This is a genomic window from Amycolatopsis pittospori (assembly GCF_013870525.1).
Taxonomy (GTDB): domain Bacteria; phylum Actinomycetota; class Actinomycetes; order Mycobacteriales; family Pseudonocardiaceae; genus Amycolatopsis; species Amycolatopsis pittospori.
This window is the reverse complement of the sequence record NZ_JACBXD010000048.1, coordinates 1-17,802: the sequence shown is the minus strand read 5'-3', so window position 1 is coordinate 17,802 and position 17,802 is coordinate 1. Positions and strand designations below refer to the sequence as shown.

Below are 17,802 nucleotides of genomic sequence, written 5' to 3'. Positions count from 1 at the left end.
TGAATCAAGGCAGAATCGCGAAGGTGACCGACTCCCGCAGCGCCGAGGACCGTGAAGCCGCCATCCCCCGTAACGGGGCGGCGCGAACGGCGAAGCTGGCCAGTATCCCGCTCGGCATAGCGGGCCGGGCGGTCGGAGGCTGGGGCCGGCGGCTGACCGGGCAGAGCGCCGAAGAGGTCAGCGCGACGTTGTCCGCGAAGGCCGCCGAGCAGCTCTTCGAAGTCCTCGGCACGCTCAAGGGCGGCGCGATGAAGTTCGGCCAGGCGCTGAGCGTCTTCGAAGCCGCGGTGCCGGACGAGATGGCTAAGCCCTATCGCGAGGCCCTGACAAAGCTCCAGGCCGCGGCGCCGCCCATGCCCGTCCGGCAGACCCACCGGGTTCTCGCCGAGCAGCTGGGGCGCACCTGGAAGCAGCGCTTCGCCGAATTCGACGACGACCCGGCGGCCTCCGCGAGCATCGGCCAAGTCCACCGCGCGATCTGGCACGACGGCCGCGAAGTCGCCGTCAAGGTGCAGTACCCCGGCGCTGACGATGCGCTGCGGAGCGACCTTCGCCAGCTTCAACGCTTCAGCAGGCTTTTCCAGGCCTTCGTGCCGGGAACCGAGGTAAAACCCCTGCTGGCCGAGCTCGCCGAGCGGATGAACGAAGAACTCGACTACCAGGCGGAAGCCCAGAACCAGCGCGCTTTCGTGAAGGCGTTCGAAGGTGTCTCGGGCTTCGTGATCCCCCGGGTGGTCGCAAGCGCGCCGAAGGTCGTCGTCACGGAGTGGGTCACCGGCACGCCGCTGTCGAAGATCATCGCCGGTGGGGACAAGGAGGCCCGGGATCGCGCCGGCCGGCTGCTCACCGAGTTCCACTACTCGTCTCCGGAACGAGCCCGGCTGCTGCATTCGGACCCGCACCCCGGCAACTTCATGCTGACCGCCGACGGCAGGCTGTGCGTGATCGACTTCGGAGGGGTGTCCCGGCTGCCCGAGGGCATTCCGCAGCACCTCGGCGAGATGACCAGGCTGGCTCTCGACGGCGAGTCCGCCAAGCTGATGCGGCTGCTGCGGGAGTCCGGTTTCATCCGGGCGGACGCGGATCTGCAGGCCGACGACGTGCTCGCCTATCTGGCGCCGTTCACCGAGCCGCTTGCGGGCGACACGTTCCACTTCACCCGTCGCTGGATGCAGCGCCAGGCCGGCCGGGTCGGCGACACCCGCGGCCGCGACTTCCGGATCGGCCGCTCGCTGAATCTTCCGCCCGAGTACCTGATGATCCACCGGGTTACCGCCGGATCGACCGGCATCCTCTGTCAGCTCGACGCGGAAATCCCCGCTCGCGCGATCGTCGAACGGTGGCAACCGGGCTTCGCGGCCTGAGAATTTATCCACAGGTATCGGTGCGACTGAGCCGAAAACGGGGCTGCGCGGGGAAGTTATCCACAACTTGCGGAAAGCGGTTCCACCCGGACGGCCCAGCGGTCATCCTCGACTCATGGCCACTACACGAAGCGCCCGATTGATGGCGCTCAGTAACACCAGCGAAACCGGGATCATCACCAGCCGGGAGCTGCGCAAAGCAGGCGTGACAGCGCGTTACGCCGCGAAGCTCTGCGGCCCGGGCGGTCCCTGGCGAAGGCTCATGCCGGGTGTGATCCTGTTGCGCGACTCCGCGCCCACCCGGCTTCAGCTGCTGCAGGCCGCCGTCGCGCGGTTCGGCCCGGAGGTGGTGGTGACGGGCGCCGACGCGCTTCGTGCGCGTGGCGTCGACTGCCCGGTGACGCGGGATGTCCACCTCCTGGTCCCCGACTACCGACGGATGCCGGCGGAACCAGGCATGCTGCCGCGAAGAACCACGCGAATGCCGTCGCCCACCTGGAGCAACGGCGTCCCGTACGCGCCGCCCGCTCGCGCGGCGCTCGATCTGGCCAGACTGGAACTCGATCCGGCGCGGATCGACGAACTCATCTCACTGCCGCTGTACTGGGGTCTTTGCACGCTCGAAGAGCTCCACGCGGAACTCGACGCCGGCAATCGGCGAGGGTCCGCCGAAGTCCGTTCGGCATTGCGCCGGGTCGATCCCGAAGCGACCTACGCGCACGGGCTGGCGAAGAAGGTCATCGAAGGATGCCCGCTGCCCACGCCGTCCTGGAACGTGACGATCTGCGACCGGCGAGGTCGACCCATCGGCGCGGCCGACGCCTGGTGGGACGACATCGGGCTGGCGTGGCAGTTCCGCGCCGCGAAGCAGGGCGCCGTGAACTTCCACCCGCTGGCGCTGACAGCGACCGGGACGGTCCTGGTCCGCTGCACCATCGATCAGCTGAGAAAGGTGCCGCTGGAAGTGGCGGCCGAACTCGTCACAGCGTTCACCGAAGCGGCCCGTACGCCGCGTCCGAAAGTCCGCACGATCGGCCGGATCGACAGCGCCGCCTGAAGGGCGTCACCAGTACTCGTCGGGGAGTTTTCCCTCGATGTCGCGGGTGTGGCGGCGGGCGCAGGCAGGGCACATCCAGCGCACGACGTTCTTGTCCCGGGTGGAAACCCAGGCGAGTGTCTGCGCGGGCTCCTCGTCGACGCCGCGGATCCGGCCGCACAACGAGCAACCCACCTGCTCGCTCACGGCCGCCGTCCACAGTGGATTGTCTTCGCTCCCAACAGGAACAGGTCCTGGCGCGCGCCGAGGAAGGCGGGGTTCGCCGGATCCAGCAGGGCGGCCGCGGTTTCGCGATCGCCGGCGGTCAGGCGGTCACCGGCCACGTCGGCGAACCAGCTCACGCGCTCGACGACGAACTCGCGCAACACATCCGGCCCAGGCGCCGGATGATGGATGAGCACCCCGAACGAATCGATGTCGCCGAGGCCCGCCTGTTGAAGCGCGATGTTCCAGCCATAGGGCATCGAGACCGACCCGGGAATGCCCGCGCGCATTTCGGCGAACCACTCGCCCCGGGCGGCGAGCAGCCGCTCTTCGAGCCCGGGCCGACCGATGCCGAGGTCCCAAGGGAGGCAGTTGAAGTCCAATCCGCCCTCGGAGATGGCGACCAACCCGCCGGGACGGGCGAGCCGGGCGAGGATGTCGAGCGCCGCCTGCTGGTCGGGCAGGTGATGGAGCACGCGTGAAGCCCAGACCAGATCCGCAGGAGGAAGCATGTCAAGCAGCCGGGTGTCGGCGACGTCTGCGTGGACCGTCTCGACCGTGGCCTTGTCCCCCGCAGCGGCACCGACAACCCGGCGCGCCTCGGCGAGCAGGTGCTCGGTTGCGTCGACCAGCACGATCCTGGCGCCGGCCGCGGCAAGCTCCTCGGCGAAGAGGACGCTCATCCCGCCCGCGCCGCAGCCGACGTCGAGGATGGTCGGGGCCTCCGGCAAACCCTCGAGCAACCTTCGGGCGGCCACTCGCGTCGGCTCGGCGTCAAGCGCCTCGGCCATGCGAAGTGACCGAAGGCGCTCCGCCCAGTCGATGTCGTCATGCGTGTGTACGGCCATTCCCCCAGTGAACACCACGCCGCGCCACGCCACTCCCCAAGAAGGGAGCGGGGGACCTTTGCTACCGCGTGGCGATAGCAAAGGTCCCCCGCTCCCCCGAGTGGTCAGGCCTGAAAGCGCTCGGCTCGACGATTCGCCCAGCGGGCGACCCTGGCCCACCTGCGCGCGGCGCGTGCGCCGCTTCGAGCCCGCTGCGCGCGGACTCCTTCCTCCAGGTCTCGTATTCGGGCTCTGGACAGTTCTTCATAAAGCAACATTTCGCTGGTCTCCTCGACCTTGATCTCGTTCAATTTGGCCGGCGCGAGCAGTCGGTTTCCCGTCCGCGCCTCGTAATCCCTGGTGGTGATGAGTTCGACGGTCATGCCGCAGCGCTCCGCTCGACCTTGCGAGCAGCGGGACGAGCCTCGACGGCGGTCTCGACGACCGGGTTCTTCCGGGGACGGCCACGGGGCCGCTTCCGCGCGACGACAACGCCGCGCTCGAAGATCTCGCCACCCCAGACGCCCCACGGCTCACGCCGCGAGAGTGCGCCCGCGAGGCAGGCGGAACGGACCGGGCAATCCGAGCAGAACGCCTTCGCGCGCTCGAGCTCTGCCGGGGACTCAGCGAACCAGAGGTCCGCGTCGCCCGAACGGCAGGGAAGCATCGACTCGGGCGAGTCGATGGCGTCGAGCAGGTCGACGACGCCGGCGTCGACGAAGGGAAGAGCCTCCCCCGGCGCGAAAGCTATGGCCGATGACATACGTGTACTCCCTTGTCCCGTAACGGTTTTCGAACTGACGGTGGAACTGGACAACGCTGAACCCCAATTAGGTTGTGCAGCCAACTGTTTTGTGCAGCAAAAACACGAAGGCCGCGGATCCGGGTTACCGGTTCCGCGGCCTTCGTGAGCCTCTGGTCCTGACTAGGTCAGGAACTTCGCTCCCGTATGGACAACGGAACACGGAACTGCTTGATGACCGGCAGATCGACGGCAACCTTCGAGTAGCCGCCGCCCAGAGCGGTGGCGTGTGCGAAGGTCTCGTCGGCGGTGGCCCAGCGCCGGTTGAGGCGCAGGGTTCCGCGGGCGGCGAGGATGCTCTCGGGCACAAAGGTGCCCTGGCGCTGAGCCTGCGGGACTTCCGCGATGCAGGACAGAGTGGTGCCAGGGTTCGTGAGCATCATGTTGATCGTCATTTCACCGGCACCACCTTTCTCTGTCGCGCGCGAACCGCCCCGCGGTCTACGCTGTGTTGTAGAAGTTCTTCCCCATCCCGGGCGCTTCCCGCCCGGTACCAGCAGGTTATTGCCCCCGACCACACCTGGGCAACTTATTTTCCAGAAAAACCGTCGAAGCTACGAAGATCGGCTCTGAGCAGCGGGTTCGCCGCACGGATCAGCCCCTCGGCGCGGTCAAGACTCCACCGAGGCTCGCACGACGTCGAGAACCTCTGCCCCGAAGCGTTCCAGCTTCGTCGCGCCTATCCCGGAGATCGCGCACAACGCTGTGTCATCGGTCGGGCGCTGCTCCGCGATGGCGACCAGAGTCGCGTCGGTGAAGACGACGAAGGCCGGCACCTTGAGCTCGCGGGAACGTTCCCCTCGCCAGACCTTCAACTTCTCGAGCAGCTTCTCATCCACATTGGACGGGCAGCGGGAGCATCGCCCCAGCTTGATGTCCAAGGTCTCCAGCAGCGGCCCGCCGCACACCCGGCACCGTGCCTTGTTGCCGGACTGCTTCGGCTGCTGAGACCGGGCGACCCGCGCCGCCGGGTGATCTTCGGGGATCAGGCCGTAGAGGAATCGGCTGCGCCGCCGGTTGCGGCGGTTGCCCGATGTCCGGGCCAGGGCCCACGACAAGGAAAGGTGCTCTCGTGCGCGAGTGACGCCGACGTAGAAGAGACGGCGTTCCTCCTCGATCGCCGCGTCGTCGCCGTCGGCGTGGAGGATCGGCATGGTTCCCTCGGCAAGCCCCACGAGGAACACGGCGTCCCACTCGAGGCCCTTCGCCGCATGGAGCGAGGCCAGAGTGATGCCCTCCACCGTCGGCGGATGCTGCGCGTTCGCCCTCTGTTCGAGCTCCGCAACGAACCTGGGCAAATCCGCGTCGTCGACGGTGGACGCCAGTTCTTCGGCCAGCTCGACGAGAGACAGAAGCGCGTCCCACCGTTCCTTGGCCGCGCCTCCGGCGGGCGGCTGGTCGGTGAGCCCCACCTTCGCGAGCACGGAGCGGACCCTCGTCACCAGCTCGCCGGTGTCGGCGTCGGTCGACGCCATCCGCAACGCGGACATCGCCTGCCGGACCTCGGTCCTGGCGAAGAACCGCTCGCCGCCGCGGACCAGATAGGGGATACCGAGCTCGGCGAGTGCCTGCTCATATGCCTCGGACTGGGCGTTGACGCGATAAAGCACCGCGATCTCGCTGGCCGCCACACCGCTGTCCAGGAGGTCGCGGATCCTGCGTGCGACAGCGGCGGCCTCGGCGGTCTCGTCGTCGTACTCGGCGAAGCGCGGAACAGGTCCCGTAGGGCGCTGCCCGACGAGCTTCAGCCTCGACCCCGCAGGACGGCCGCGCGCGGCACCGATCACCTGATTGGCGAGCGCCACGACCTCCGGGGTCGAGCGGTAGTCGCGCTCGAGCCGCACGACAGTCGCTTCGGGGAACCTCCGCGTGAACTCCAGCAACGGGCGGGGCGAGGCGCCGCCGAACGAATAGATCGTCTGGTTGGCGTCGCCGACCACAGTCAAGTCGTCGCGGCCCCCGAGCCAGGCGTCGAGCAGCCGCTGCTGGAGCGGGGTGACGTCCTGATACTCGTCGACGACGAAGCAGCGATAGCGCTCACGGAACTCCTGGGCGACCACCGAGTGCTCTTCGAGTACAGCAGTGGTGTGCAGGAGCAGGTCGTCGAAGTCGAGGACCTGGGCGGCGTTCTTGATCTTCTCGTAGTTGCGATAGACCTCGGCGACCTGCGCCGAGGGCGCCGGCGTGTCCCGCTGCGTGCGCGAGGCGACGGCCGGGTAGTCGTCCGGCGATACCAAAGAGGCCTTGCTCCACTCGATCTCACTGGCGAGGTCACGCAGGAGTTCGGTCTCGGTGCCGAGCCCGGCCTTGTTCGCGGCCTGGCTGACGTAGCGGAACTTGTTCTCGAGCAGCTCCCATGGCCGGTCCCCGATCACCTGGGGCCAGAAGTAGCGAAGCTGACGGCGAGCGGCGGCGTGAAAGGTGAGCGCCTGGGCGGCGTCGACACCGAGGCCCCGGAGGCGTGCGCGCATCTCGCCCGCGGCGCGCGTGGTGAAGGTGACAGCAAGCACCTGACCAGCGGCGACATGCCCTGATCGGACCAGGTGAGCGATGCGGTGCGTGATCGTCCGTGTCTTGCCGGTCCCGGCTCCCGCGAGGACGCACACCGGCCCCCTCGGGGCGCAGGCGGCGGCGCGCTGCTCGGGGTCGAGCCCATCGAGCAGGCCTGGACGACTCTTCGGGGACGATGCGCTAACCACGTCCCCGATCCTCGCAGAGGGCCCGACGGGATCGGCGCAGGGCACGCGGCCGTATCCTGGTCGCATGGCGGGAAAGCAGGACAAGGAAGCAGCCAAGCTGGCGAAGAAGGAGAAGCGCGCCGCGAGCAAGGCTCGCCGCGGGCAGATCTTCGAAGCCTTCAAGATGCAGCGCAAGGAAGACAAGGCGCTCATCCCCTGGATGGTCGGATCGCTCCTGGTCATCACCGGCGTGGTGTTCGGCATCGGGTTCATCTTCGACGTCCACTGGGTCGTGCTGCCGCTGGGCATCCTGCTCGGCGCGCTCGCCGCCGTGATCATCTTCGGCAGGCGGGTCCAGAAGACCGTGTACTCGAAGGCCGACGGCCAGCCGGGTGCTGCGGCCTGGGCGCTCGAGAACATGCGGGGCCGCTGGAAGGTGACGCCCACCGTGGCGGCCACGACCCAGCTCGACGCCGTGCACCGTGTGCTCGGCGGCCCGGGCGTCGTGCTCGTCGCCGAGGGCGCGCCACACCGCGTGAAGTCGCTGCTCGCACAGGAGAAGAAGCGCGTGTCCCGCTTGATCGGTGAAACCCCGATCTACAACGTGATCATCGGGAACGAAGAGCAGCAGGTGCCGCTGAAGAAGCTGCAGGGCTACCTCATGAAGCTCCCGCGCAACCTCAAGCCGGCCCAGGTCGACGCGCTGGAGGCGAAGTTGGCCGCCCTCGGCAGCCGCGGCGCCGCCATGCCCAAGGGCCCGATGCCGGCGGGCGCGAAGATGCGCAACGTCCAGCGCACCATCCGCCGCCGCTGACCAAGCGAGCAGCAGGGGTCCTTTGCTACCGCCTCGAGCGATAGCAAAGGACCCCTGCTGCATTTCCGGGCGAAAACTGTCGGTGGGTGGTCGCATGATCACTGTGTGGATGGAACCCAGAGCGCCCGGCTCAAAGCCCTGGCAGCGATGTTCCCGGACGGTGTGGCCGCCCGGGCGAAACTTGTCGCCCTAGGGCACTCCCACTCCTGGATCTCCCGGCAATGTCGTGAAAGCGGCCCGTGGCGGCGTCCGATCCCCGGCGTCATCCTTCTGACCGACGCCACGCCAAGCAGGCGCCAGCTCCTGAAGGTGGCGCTGACGCACGCGGGCCCGGACGCGATGCTCACCGGAGTTCAGGCGGCCCGGCTGTACGGGGTCCGAAGACTTCCGCCCGAAAGACGGGCCCACACTCTGATCCCTCACCAAAGCAAGGTCGCCACCTGGGGATTCGCCATCGTCGAGCGGACGATCCACGTGCCTGAACCGGTGGAGATCGATGGGCTGCCGGTAGCACCACTCGCCAGGGCTTTGATAGACGCTGCCCGACGCATGGACGATCTGAAGTCCGTACGGACGATGATTCACGACGCGGTCCACCGCGGGCTCTGCACCCCGGAGGATCTGCGGGATGAGCTGGCACAGGCCAGCACGATCGGCTCCGCGCTGCCTCGTCTGGTTGTCGGCGCCCTCGAGGATGGCGTCGAAAGCGCTGTCGAGCAGTGGCTGCAGAGCGTGCTCGCCCAAAGTGACCTGCCGAGGCCGGTGAGGAAAACCGAGCTACAGACTCCGGACGGAGAGGTAGTCGGAGTCGCCGAAGTCTGGTGGCCGAAAGCCGGCGTCGCCATGCAGATCCTCTACGACGAGGTCACCCTCGAACCGGACGTGGCACCTGCGACACCCGCACTGGTCGCCGCCGGTCTTATCGTCGTCCGAGTAAGCCCAGCCCAGCTCCGGGATCAGCCGTTGGTCGTGATCGAGGAGTTGCGAGAGGCTCACCGCCGCGCTCACCAGCGTCCGCCTCCCCAGCTCGACGGCGCTCCCGAGACACCGGCCGCCTGACCCGACGGCAGGTTCTGCGGCGGCGCGCTGAGGAGAGCAAAGGTCCCTTGCTCCCTCCGCGTGGAGCTCAGCGCATGCGGATCACGACGGTTCCGGTCAGCCGGTCGAGCCAGCTTCGGCCGTCGATGTTCCGGATGGCTGCCGGGATGATCACGAAGGTCAGCGCCGTCCGCACTACAGCGCGCCACACGCCGACCCATTGCGCGCCGTCCAGCCTGGCCACGCGGATTCCGAGCGCCCCCATACCCGGAGTGAAGCCGAAGAACGCCGCGGGAATGATCGTGATGACCGCCCAGACACCCACCGACCACAGGTTGAACGTCTGCATGACTGCCGGATCCTGGAGGCTCGGCCTCACGAAGAGGGTCGTCACCAAAGAAGCGATGACCAGGTCGATGATCAGCCCGAGGAGACGCGGACCGCCACCCGCCACCGAACCGACACCCGATTCGGGTAAGCCGAGTCGCTCACCACACCAACGCTGCGTACGCTCGCCACCGGCCGTCGTCTCGTCCCCGGCTCCGGGCAGCCATTCTCCGGTCCATCTCGCCACCCATCCAGGGTATGCCGGTGGCGCTGACCACATTCGCCCTGGTCGACTACCCGATATCGCCGACCCGTTAACACCGGCGAAACATACGGGTGACGGTCGGGCAACACCGCGCTCTTAGCGTGAGCCGAAGAGAGTACTGCCGCCGGCAACGAACGAGAAGGAGTCACCGAGGGTGCCCACTACTCCAGACGACATTCAGCGCCTTATCGCCGACGAGAACGTAGAGGTCGTCGACGTCAGGTTCTGCGACCTGCCCGGCGTTATGCAGCACTTCACCGTTCCGGCGAAGGCGTTCAACGAAGAAGCCTACGAAGAAGGCCTCGCCTTCGACGGCTCCTCGGTGCGTGGTTTCCAGTCGATCCACGAATCCGACATGCTGCTCCTCCCGGACCCCGAGACGGCGCGCATCGACCCGTTCCGCAAGGCGAAGACGCTCTCGCTGAACTTCTTCGTGCATGACCCGTTCACCCGAGAGGCGTACAGCCGCGACCCGCGCAACATCGCGCGTAAGGCCGAGCAGTACATCTCCGAGTACGGCGTCGCCGACAACGTGTTCTTCGGCCCCGAAGCCGAGTTCTACATCTTCGACTCGATCCGGTTCGACTCGGCCGAGCACGCCTCGTTCCACGAGATCGACTCCGTCGAGGGCTGGTGGAACACCGGCGCCGACGTCCCGGGCGGCAACCAGGGTTACAAGACGAAGTTCAAGGGCGGCTACTTCCCCGTCCCGCCGGTCGACCACTTCGCCGACCTGCGCGACGAGATCGTCCGCAACCTGCAGGGCTCCGGTTTCGAGATCGAGCGCGCGCACCACGAGGTGGGCACCGCCGGTCAGACCGAGATCAACTACAAGTTCAACACGCTGCTGCACGCTGCGGACGACCTGCAGCTGTTCAAGTACATCGTGAAGAACACCGTTTTCGCCGCCGGCAAGACCGCGACCTTCATGCCGAAGCCGCTCGCCGGTGACAACGGCTCCGGTATGCACTGCCACCAGTCGCTGTGGAAGGACGGCACACCGCTGTTCCACGACGAGTCGGGTTACGCGGGGCTGTCCGACACCGCCCGCCACTACATCGGCGGTCTGCTCCGGCACGCGCCGAGCCTCCTGGCGTTCACCAACCCGACCGTCAACTCGTACCACCGGCTCGTGCCGGGCTTCGAGGCCCCGGTCAGCCTGGTGTACTCGCAGCGGAACCGGTCGGCTTGTGTCCGTATCCCCATCACGGGCAACAACCCGAAGGCGAAGCGCGCCGAGTTCCGGTGCCCGGACTCGTCCGGCAACCCGTACCTCGCGTTCTCGGCGATGATGATGGCCGGTCTCGACGGCATCAAGAACAAGATCGAGCCGCCGGAGCCCATCGACAAGGACCTCTACGAGCTCCCGCCGGAGGAAGCCCAGAACGTCAAGCTCGTTCCTGGCGACCTCGGCGCGGTTCTCGACACGCTCGAGGCCGACCACGATTACCTGCTCGAGGGTGGCGTGTTCACCCCCGACGTGATCGAGACCTGGGTCTCCTACAAGCGTGAAAACGAGATCGACCCGCTGCGGCTGCGCCCGCACCCGTACGAGTTCTCGCTCTACTACGACGTGTGATCGTGCGGTAGCAACACCCAGAGCACGCCGGTGGTGAGGTGCGGAAACGCCCTCACCACCGGCGTTTCTATTAGCGCGGTATAGGGCTACTCCGAGGTGGAGAGAATCTTCAGGTCGACGCCGGCCCGCTCGATGCGCCCTCGCGGATCATCCACCAGCTTGCGCCGCTCGAGATCCATCAGCCCCAGGGTGCAGGTGATCTCCGCGGACAGTGTGCCGTCGACCTTGTAGATGTTCGAGTCCATGTGGAAGGTCTTACCGGTGCCGAACTTGGCGTCGCAGGTCACGTCGACGACGTCACCGGCCCGAAGTTCGCGGCGGAACACGATATGAGACTCGAGCAGCACGAAGGCGAGGTTCGCGTCCTTCATTCCCGAGTTCAGGCCGCCGGCGAGCTCCATCAGCTCGAGTCTGGAAACCTCGCCGTACGAGTGGTAGACGGCATGGTTGAGATGGCCCAGAGTGTCCAGCTCGTAGTGGCGCACCTTGATTCGGGTGCGAAACGGCTCGCGCACAGTCACCGGTCCACTGTAAGGGCCGCTTTCCGTCCACGACGCCGAAGTGTGAGCAAGGGACCTTTGCTCACACCGCGCCCGCGCGCCTCAGGGCGATAGCAAAGGTCCCTTGCTCTCTTCCTGCAGGTCAACGCGGTCAGTCCTGGTAGAAGAGCGTCTCCACCACCGCGTGAGCACGCCGGGTAGTCCGGCGGTAGGCGTCGAGGAACTCGCCAGGATCGTCGTCGGCTGAGTAGCCGAGCACCCGAGCCACCGCGGACAGGTCGCGGCCTGAACTGGGGATTTCGTCGACAGCCTTACCCCTGACCAGCATCCCCGCGTTCCGAACTCGCGTCGCGAGCAGCCATGCCTCGGTCAGGGATTCGATCTCGGCGGGCTCGGCGAGCCCCGCCTCCGCCGCAGCCTTCAGCGCCTCGATCGTCGATGTGGTCCGGAGCCCCGCGACCTCGTGCCCGTGACGCAGTTGCATGAGCTGCACGGTCCACTCCACGTCCGCGAGTCCGCCGCGGCCGAGTTTCGTGTGCCGGGTCGGGTCGGCGCCCTTGGGCATCCGTTCCGTCTCCACTCGCGCCTTGATCCGCCTGATCTCCCGCACTCGAACCGCATCGAGACCGGCCTCCGGATACCTGATGGGGTCGATCATCTCGATGAACCGCGCGCCGAGATCGTCGTCTCCGGCGATGAACCGGGCTCGAAGCAACGCCTGCGATTCCCAGACCTCGGCCCACCGACCGTAGTAACTGCGATAGGACTCCATCGTCCGTACCAAGGGGCCGCTCCGTCCCTCCGGACGGAGATCGGCGTCGACCACCAAAGCCGGATCGGGGCTGGGCGCACCGAGCATTTTGCGGACGGTCTCGGCGACCGAGGAAGCGAACTTCGCCGCTTCGGAGTCGGATACCCCCTCGGTCGGCTCGCACACGAACAGGACATCCGCGTCGGAACCGTAGCCAAGCTCGGCTCCCCCGAGGCGCCCCATGCCGATGACGGCGATCTTCGCGGGCGTGCGGCCAAGTTCAGCCTGGCGCTGGCGATACGCGGCGGCCAAAGCGCCCTGCAGCACGGCGACCCACACGCCCGACAACGATGCGCAAACCGACGGGACGTCCAGTAACCCGAGCAGATCGGCCGATGCGACCCTCAGCATCTCGTGGCGGCGTAGCGACCTCGCGGCGGCGACCGCGGCGTTCAGACCCGGCTGCCGGCGAACAGCGGCCCGCAGCGAGGTGGCCACTTCAGCGGGTGTGCGACCGGCCAGCCGCGCTGGATCGCCGAGCAGCTGCAGTACTTCCGGTGCTCTCGACAGCAGGTCGGGCACCAACCGCGACGTGCCCAACAGGAAGGCGAGCCGCTCGACGACGGCGCCTTCGTCCCGAAGGACCCTGAGGTACCAAGGCGTTTCTTCGAGTGCCTCGGAGACCTTGCGATAGGACAGGAGTCCTCGGTCCGGATCCGGGGTATCGGCGAGAAGGTCCAGCAACACCGGCAGCAGGGCCTGCTGAATGGCCGCCCGCCGCGACATCCCCGCGGTCAGCGCCTTGATGTGCTGCAACGCTCCGTCCGGTGCGGCGTAGCCGAGCGCGGCGAGGCGGCTTTCCGCCTGCTTCGTCGTCAGCCGCAACGCTTCCGTCGGTACGTTCGCGACGGACTGCAGCAGCGGCCGGTAGAAGAGCTTCTCGTGAAGCCGTCGAATGCTCTGGAGGTGGCGGCGGAACTCCGCCAGCAGCACGTCCCCCTCGCTCTTGCCTCGGGCCGGCCGCACCCCGCTCGCCCTCGCGATCGTGCGCAGCTCACTGGCGTCCGAGGCAGCGGGGAACAGGTGTGTACGGCGCAGCCGGCGGAGCTGGAGCCGGTGCTCGATGGTCCGGAGGAACTCGTACGACGAACCGAGCTCCGCGGCATCCGTGCGACCGACGTATCCGCCCTCTCCCAGCGCGGCGAGCGCGTCCATCGTGGACGGAGAGCGCAGCTCGGCGTCGATCCGGCCATGGACCAGTTGCAGCAACTGCACCGCGAACTCGACATCGCGCAAGCCGCCGCGTCCCAGCTTCAGCTCTCGCTCGGCGTGTGCGGACGGCACATGGCCTTCGACGCGGCGCCTCATCTTCTGCACTTCGGGAACGAAGTTGTCCCGATCGGCCGCCGACCACACCTTGGGCGCGACCATCTCCGCGTACTGTCGCCCGAGCTCGATGTCACCGGCGACCGGCCGCGCTTTGAGCAGGGCCTGGAACTCCCAGGTCTTGGCCCACTTCTGGTAGTAGGTGGCGTGCCCGTCGAGAGTCCGGACCAGCGCGCCCGCCTTGCCTTCCGGGCGCAACGCGGCGTCGACCTCGAAGCAGGCCTTGCCGACTACGCGCATCATCGTGCTGGCGAGTCGCGTCGACGTCGTGAGGTCCCCATCTCCGACGAAGATGACGTCCACGTCGCTGACGTAGTTCAGCTCCCGGCCACCGCATTTGCCCATCGCGATCACGGCCAGGTGACCTTCGGCTTCAGCGCCCACCTCGGCCTCCGCGACCAGAAGTCCTACCGTCAACGCGGCTTCGGCCAGCAGGGTGAGCTGAGCGCCGATCTCGGCGTACGGCGGCTGGTAAAGGCCGGGCTCGACGAGGTGGCCGAGGTCGGCCGCCGCGATTCCGAGGAGCAGCTCGCGGTAGGCGGCGCGGAGCGCCTGCTCCGACTCGACACCGGTGAGCAGCTCGCCGTCTGGCCGTAAGTGGGCCAAGAGCCTGCTGACGTACTGGTCGGGCTCGGTGCTCTTGTCACCTAGAAGTGTTTTCCAGCAGTCGGTGTTCGCGACCAGAAAGTCCGCGAGCGCGCTCGAGGTGCCCAAGGCGCCGAGCAATCGGCCGCGAAGCGTGCGATTCGCGCGAAGCGCCTGGTCAAGCTCGGTCCAAGCGGCCAGGTCGGCTTCCCTGATCCGGTCCAGGCCGCTTAATGCGAGATCAGGATCCGCTGCCCGGGAAAGGGCTGACAGCACGTCGGCCGCAGAGCTGTCCGGGCCTGCCTCGGTCCACCAACCGGCAGCACGCAGCTGCCCGTCGGCACGGGGATCGGTGAAGCCGTACCTCGCTACGGAAGCGGTCGGCCTGGCGCGCTCAACCATCGGCTTCCACCGTAGTCGCCCCGCCGCCCGTGACCAGACGGACGCGCAAGGAGCAAGGGACCTTTGCTATCGCCGAGCGAGGCGATAGCAAAGGTCCCTTGCTTCCTTAAGCCGCGATCTTGCCGACTTCGGGTTCAGGAAGGGTCGGCGCGGGGGTGAAGCTGCCTGCGTTGACGGGGCTCCGCCGCGAAAGCAGGTAGATCCCGATACCGATCGCCAGGCCCACGACACCGACGCCGACGGTGCCCACAGTGCCTGTCGAGGTCACGAGACCGGCCGCGGCACCGACGATGGCCGCTGCGGGAAGCGTGAAAAGCCAGGCGAGCACCATGCGGCCGGCGGTGCGCCAGCGGACCGGCGACTCGTTCCTGCCCACGCCCGAGCCGACGATGCCGCCGGAGCAAACGTGGGTCGTCGAGAGCGGGAAGCCGAAGTTCGTCGACGCGAGGATGATCGCCGCCGAGCTGGTCTGAGCGGCGAAACCTTGCGGACCGTCGATGTCCGTCAAGCCCTTACCCAGGGTGTGAGTAATCCGCCAGCCACCCAGGTACGTCCCCAGCGCCAGCGCCAAAGCCGCGCTGACGATCACCCAGAGCGGCGGCCCGGATCCGGCGGGCAGAGTACCGGCGGTGATCATCGTCAGGGTGATGATGCCCATGGTCTTCTGGGCATCGTTCGTGCCGTGCGCCAGCGAAACAAGTGAAGCCGAGATGATCTGGCCGACGCGGAAGCCCGCGGTGCGGCCGCGGCGGACGAAGATGCGGTAGACGCAGTAAGTCGCGATCATCGCGACCAGGCCCGCGAGGACCGGCGAGAGCGCGGCGGGTACGAGTACCTTCTCGACGATCTTTCCAAAATGGACCGAATCGGATCCGGCCGACACCCAGGTGGCACCGATCAGTCCGCCGAACAGGGCGTGGGACGAGCTGGACGGCAGTCCGACGAACCACGTGACCAGGTTCCACACGATCGCCCCGACAAGACCTCCGAAGACGATCGCCGGGCCGATCTTGGTGTCGTCGACCAGTCCATTGGAGATGGTCTTGGCCACTTCGACCGACAGGAAGGCTCCGACCAGGTTCAGGACGGCGGAGATCGTCACCGCCACCTTGGGGCGCAGCGCCCCGGTGGCGATCGACGTCGCCATCGAGTTGGCCGTGTCATGGAAACCGTTTGTGAAATCGAAAATTAGGGCCGTGACGACGACGAGCACGACCAACACTGAGGGCTCCACCCCGACCTCCGAACCCTTCGAAACTCCCTTCGCAAGGTACCTGACGCCAACACCGGAGTGTTAACAACCCATACACATTCGAGACATAAGTCGTTAAGCCATCGGCAAAGTACGTTGACGGTCCGCAGCCGGAGCGAGGTCACCGGACACCAGTCGGACGAAGCGCTGCGCGAACGGTCGCCAGGTTTCGGTGATATCGGCATGCACTCGGGCAAGGTTCTCCGGGGTCAGTGCGTCCGGCCGGGTGAGTTCCGCCATTTCTGGCGACTGCCGTGCCCAATCGAGGACGATCTCCGGCGATGTCTCGATATGGAACTGGACACCGTAGGCACAACGGTCGAAACGGAAGGCCTGGTTGGGGTACCGCGGCGAGGACGCGAGCAGCTCCGCGCCGGCGGGAAGCCGGGTGATCGTGTCGTTGTGGAACTGCAGGACGTCCTGCATGAGCGGCAGGTCCGCGAAGAGCGGGTCCGTCCAAGCTGCGTCCTTCTTGGACACTAGCGCCGGGCCGACCTCGGGGCCTTGATCGCCTTGGGTGACCAGGCCTCCTGTCGCCACCGCCAAGATCTGACCGCCGAGGCAGATCGCGAGCGTCGGAACGCGAGTACTGGCGGCCTTCGCAAGGAGCTTCCGCACGTCCGCCAGCCAAGGGTGGGCGGCGTCATCGTTCGCGCCCATCCCCCCTCCCAGACAGACGACGCCGGCGTACCCATCGAGATCGGCGGGGAGGCCCGGATCGGGCATCAGCCGGATGTCGAGTTCGGCACCCGCCTCGGTGAGCCAGTCGCCGAGGGGGCCGATCGGGTCTGATTCGTCTGGCTGGATGACGAGCAACTTAGAAGCGGTCACCGCCCCAGCCTACGACCGACGGGGAGCAAGGGACCTTTGCTATCGGCTTGGGGCGGCGGTAGCAAAGGTCCCTTGCTCCCCCGGGTCAGCAGGCGCAGCGTGGGGTGGGCGTGGAGGCGCGGAAGAGGGTGGGCGAGTCTCGGTCGATGGGGTAGCCGGCGGCCGCCCAGGCGGTGATTCCGCCGGACAGGCGTTTGACCTTGAAGCCGAGTTCCGCGAGTTTCAGGGCGCCCTTGGTAGCGGCGTTGCAGTGGATGCTTTCGCAGTAGCAGATGTAGACGAGATCGCGGTCGAGGTCGCTGACCGACTCAGGGGTCATGCCCCGATAGGGGAGATTGATCGCGCCGGGGATGCGCGCCGCTGCGAAGGCTTCGGGCGCCCTGGTCTCGACGATCACGTAACCGTGCCGGACGCCGGCGGTGAGATCGCGGACGAGGTCATCGGGGTCCACGTCGAGGGCGAGTTCCGCACGGAGGCGCGCGGCCGCGGCCGCGCTGTCCAGGGCCTGGAAGGTCAGTACACGGGATTCGGTCGGCATGCCTCAATCCTGCTGCCCGGTGATCATCCAGGACATCGGCGAATCCAGGCATCGGTGCCGGTTAGCCTGGAGATTCCTGGCGGAGAAGACGATCGACCTGGAGTTCCGTGAACCTCGATGATCTCGACTGGCAGCTGCTCGAACTGCTCCAGTCCGACGGGCGGCTGACCTTCTCCGAGCTCGGCCGACGGGTCTCGCTGTCGGCGCCCGCGGTGACGGAGCGGGTCCGCCGACTCGAGGAGAAGGGGATTATCACCGGGTACTCCGCGAGCGTCGATCTGACGAAGCTCGGGTTGCCCATCGAGGCGATGGTCCGGGCGAAAGTGCGGAGTTTGGACACGGCCCGGTTCCGGGAAACGATCCTCGCGCTGCCCCAGGTACTCGACGCCGATCACGTCACGGGCGATGAGTGCTGGTTGGTGCGGGTCGCGTGCCGGAACACGGCTGAGCTCGAAGAACTCGTAGAGCGGATGCAGCGCTATGGGGAGACGACGACCTCGCTGGTCTTCTCTTCACCGGTCCGCCGGCGTGCGGTCGGCCGGCAGCGCAGCTGAGCGGCGTCGCGGGGAGAGCAAGGGACCTTTGCTATCACCGGGCGGGGC

The 17,802-nt window shown here is 67.3% G+C and carries 18 protein-coding genes; 6 read left to right on the top strand and 12 right to left on the bottom strand.

Annotated elements, in window-relative coordinates:
• The first annotated feature begins 23 nt into the window (after positions 1–23).
• Both H5J31_RS24770 and H5J31_RS24765 read left to right on the top strand, forming a co-directional pair.
• Positions 24–1,364, top strand: a complete 1,341-nt coding sequence (locus tag H5J31_RS24770; protein WP_181775039.1) for an ABC1 kinase family protein — start codon at positions 24–26, stop codon at positions 1,362–1,364.
• Between the two features lie 142 nt (positions 1,365–1,506).
• Positions 1,507–2,421 (top strand): hypothetical protein, encoded by a 915-nt coding sequence (locus tag H5J31_RS24765; protein WP_181775072.1) that lies wholly within the window; start codon positions 1,507–1,509, stop codon positions 2,419–2,421.
• A gap of 6 nt (positions 2,422–2,427) precedes the next feature.
• Here the strand turns inward: H5J31_RS24765 and H5J31_RS24760 are convergent, their stop codons facing one another.
• The 6 genes from H5J31_RS24760 to H5J31_RS24735 form a co-directional block, all read right to left on the bottom strand.
• A complete protein-coding gene (locus tag H5J31_RS24760) occupies positions 2,428–2,607 on the bottom strand; it encodes a hypothetical protein (protein ID WP_181775038.1) in 180 nt (59 codons plus the stop codon).
• On the bottom strand, positions 2,604–3,473 hold the full coding sequence (locus H5J31_RS24755) for a class I SAM-dependent methyltransferase (RefSeq protein ID WP_181775037.1): 870 nt from the start codon (positions 3,471–3,473) through the stop codon (positions 2,604–2,606). Before H5J31_RS24755 ends, H5J31_RS24760 begins: the two co-directional genes overlap by 4 nt.
• A 104-nt stretch (positions 3,474–3,577) precedes the next feature.
• Positions 3,578–3,835 carry a hypothetical protein gene (locus tag H5J31_RS24750; protein WP_181775036.1) on the bottom strand — a complete coding sequence of 86 codons (258 nt, stop codon included), beginning with the start codon at positions 3,833–3,835 and terminating at the stop codon, positions 3,578–3,580.
• Positions 3,832–4,215, bottom strand: a complete 384-nt coding sequence (locus H5J31_RS24745; protein ID WP_181775035.1) for a WhiB family transcriptional regulator — start codon at positions 4,213–4,215, stop codon at positions 3,832–3,834. The genes H5J31_RS24750 and H5J31_RS24745 overlap by 4 nt, the downstream gene beginning before the upstream one ends.
• A gap of 167 nt (positions 4,216–4,382) precedes the next feature.
• Entirely contained in the window at positions 4,383–4,649 is a 267-nt protein-coding gene (locus tag H5J31_RS24740; RefSeq protein ID WP_181775034.1) for a hypothetical protein, read from the bottom strand.
• Between the two features lie 216 nt (positions 4,650–4,865).
• On the bottom strand, positions 4,866–6,953 hold the full coding sequence (locus H5J31_RS24735; protein WP_181775033.1) for an ATP-dependent DNA helicase UvrD2: 2,088 nt from the start codon (positions 6,951–6,953) through the stop codon (positions 4,866–4,868).
• 64 nt (positions 6,954–7,017) lie between these two features.
• Between H5J31_RS24735 and H5J31_RS24730 the strand changes: the two genes are divergently transcribed.
• Both H5J31_RS24730 and H5J31_RS24725 read left to right on the top strand, forming a co-directional pair.
• Positions 7,018–7,746 (top strand): DUF4191 domain-containing protein, encoded by a 729-nt coding sequence (locus H5J31_RS24730; RefSeq protein WP_016331624.1) that lies wholly within the window; start codon positions 7,018–7,020, stop codon positions 7,744–7,746.
• Positions 7,747–7,851: 105 nt separating this feature from the next.
• Positions 7,852–8,805 carry a hypothetical protein gene (locus tag H5J31_RS24725; RefSeq protein WP_181775032.1) on the top strand — a complete coding sequence of 318 codons (954 nt, stop codon included), beginning with the start codon at positions 7,852–7,854 and terminating at the stop codon, positions 8,803–8,805.
• 67 nt (positions 8,806–8,872) lie between these two features.
• Here the strand turns inward: H5J31_RS24725 and H5J31_RS24720 are convergent, their stop codons facing one another.
• Positions 8,873–9,358: an RDD family protein gene (locus tag H5J31_RS24720; RefSeq protein WP_181775031.1), complete on the bottom strand. Its 486-nt coding sequence runs from the start codon at positions 9,356–9,358 to the stop codon at positions 8,873–8,875.
• Between the two features lie 172 nt (positions 9,359–9,530).
• On the opposite strand from H5J31_RS24720, the gene glnA reads away from it, so the two are divergent.
• Entirely contained in the window at positions 9,531–10,955 is a 1,425-nt protein-coding gene (gene glnA, locus H5J31_RS24715; protein WP_181775030.1) for a type I glutamate--ammonia ligase, read from the top strand.
• A gap of 86 nt (positions 10,956–11,041) precedes the next feature.
• Here glnA and H5J31_RS24710 read toward each other — a convergent pair whose 3' ends face one another.
• The 5 genes from H5J31_RS24710 to H5J31_RS24690 form a co-directional block, all read right to left on the bottom strand.
• Positions 11,042–11,476 carry an acyl-CoA thioesterase gene (locus H5J31_RS24710; RefSeq protein WP_181775029.1) on the bottom strand — a complete coding sequence of 145 codons (435 nt, stop codon included), beginning with the start codon at positions 11,474–11,476 and terminating at the stop codon, positions 11,042–11,044.
• Positions 11,477–11,606: 130 nt separating this feature from the next.
• Positions 11,607–14,579, bottom strand: a complete 2,973-nt coding sequence (locus H5J31_RS24705) for a bifunctional [glutamine synthetase] adenylyltransferase/[glutamine synthetase]-adenylyl-L-tyrosine phosphorylase (protein WP_181775028.1) — start codon at positions 14,577–14,579, stop codon at positions 11,607–11,609.
• A gap of 106 nt (positions 14,580–14,685) precedes the next feature.
• Positions 14,686–15,813 (bottom strand): inorganic phosphate transporter, encoded by a 1,128-nt coding sequence (locus tag H5J31_RS24700; protein ID WP_181775027.1) that lies wholly within the window; start codon positions 15,811–15,813, stop codon positions 14,686–14,688.
• Between the two features lie 93 nt (positions 15,814–15,906).
• Positions 15,907–16,662, bottom strand: a complete 756-nt coding sequence (locus H5J31_RS24695; protein ID WP_181775026.1) for a type 1 glutamine amidotransferase — start codon at positions 16,660–16,662, stop codon at positions 15,907–15,909.
• Between the two features lie 85 nt (positions 16,663–16,747).
• Positions 16,748–17,200 carry a rhodanese-like domain-containing protein gene (locus H5J31_RS24690; protein ID WP_181775025.1) on the bottom strand — a complete coding sequence of 151 codons (453 nt, stop codon included), beginning with the start codon at positions 17,198–17,200 and terminating at the stop codon, positions 16,748–16,750.
• Positions 17,201–17,307: 107 nt separating this feature from the next.
• On the opposite strand from H5J31_RS24690, the gene H5J31_RS24685 reads away from it, so the two are divergent.
• Positions 17,308–17,754: an Lrp/AsnC family transcriptional regulator gene (locus H5J31_RS24685; protein WP_181775024.1), complete on the top strand. Its 447-nt coding sequence runs from the start codon at positions 17,308–17,310 to the stop codon at positions 17,752–17,754.
• The last annotated feature ends 48 nt before the right edge of the window (positions 17,755–17,802 follow it).

Coding starts and splice junctions, on each gene's coding strand:
- H5J31_RS24690 (WP_181775025.1), bottom strand. CDS start 17,200: ATGCCGACCGAATCCCGTGTACTGACCTTCCAGGCCCTGGACAGCGCG.
- H5J31_RS24745 (WP_181775035.1), bottom strand. CDS start 4,215: ATGTCATCGGCCATAGCTTTCGCGCCGGGGGAGGCTCTTCCCTTCGTC.
- H5J31_RS24740 (WP_181775034.1), bottom strand. CDS start 4,649: ATGACGATCAACATGATGCTCACGAACCCTGGCACCACTCTGTCCTGC.
- H5J31_RS24755 (WP_181775037.1), bottom strand. CDS start 3,473: ATGGCCGTACACACGCATGACGACATCGACTGGGCGGAGCGCCTTCGG.
- H5J31_RS24750 (WP_181775036.1), bottom strand. CDS start 3,835: ATGACCGTCGAACTCATCACCACCAGGGATTACGAGGCGCGGACGGGA.
- H5J31_RS24705 (WP_181775028.1), bottom strand. CDS start 14,579: ATGGTTGAGCGCGCCAGGCCGACCGCTTCCGTAGCGAGGTACGGCTTC.
- H5J31_RS24765 (WP_181775072.1), top strand. CDS start 1,507: ATGGCGCTCAGTAACACCAGCGAAACCGGGATCATCACCAGCCGGGAG.
- H5J31_RS24730 (WP_016331624.1), top strand. CDS start 7,018: ATGGCGGGAAAGCAGGACAAGGAAGCAGCCAAGCTGGCGAAGAAGGAG.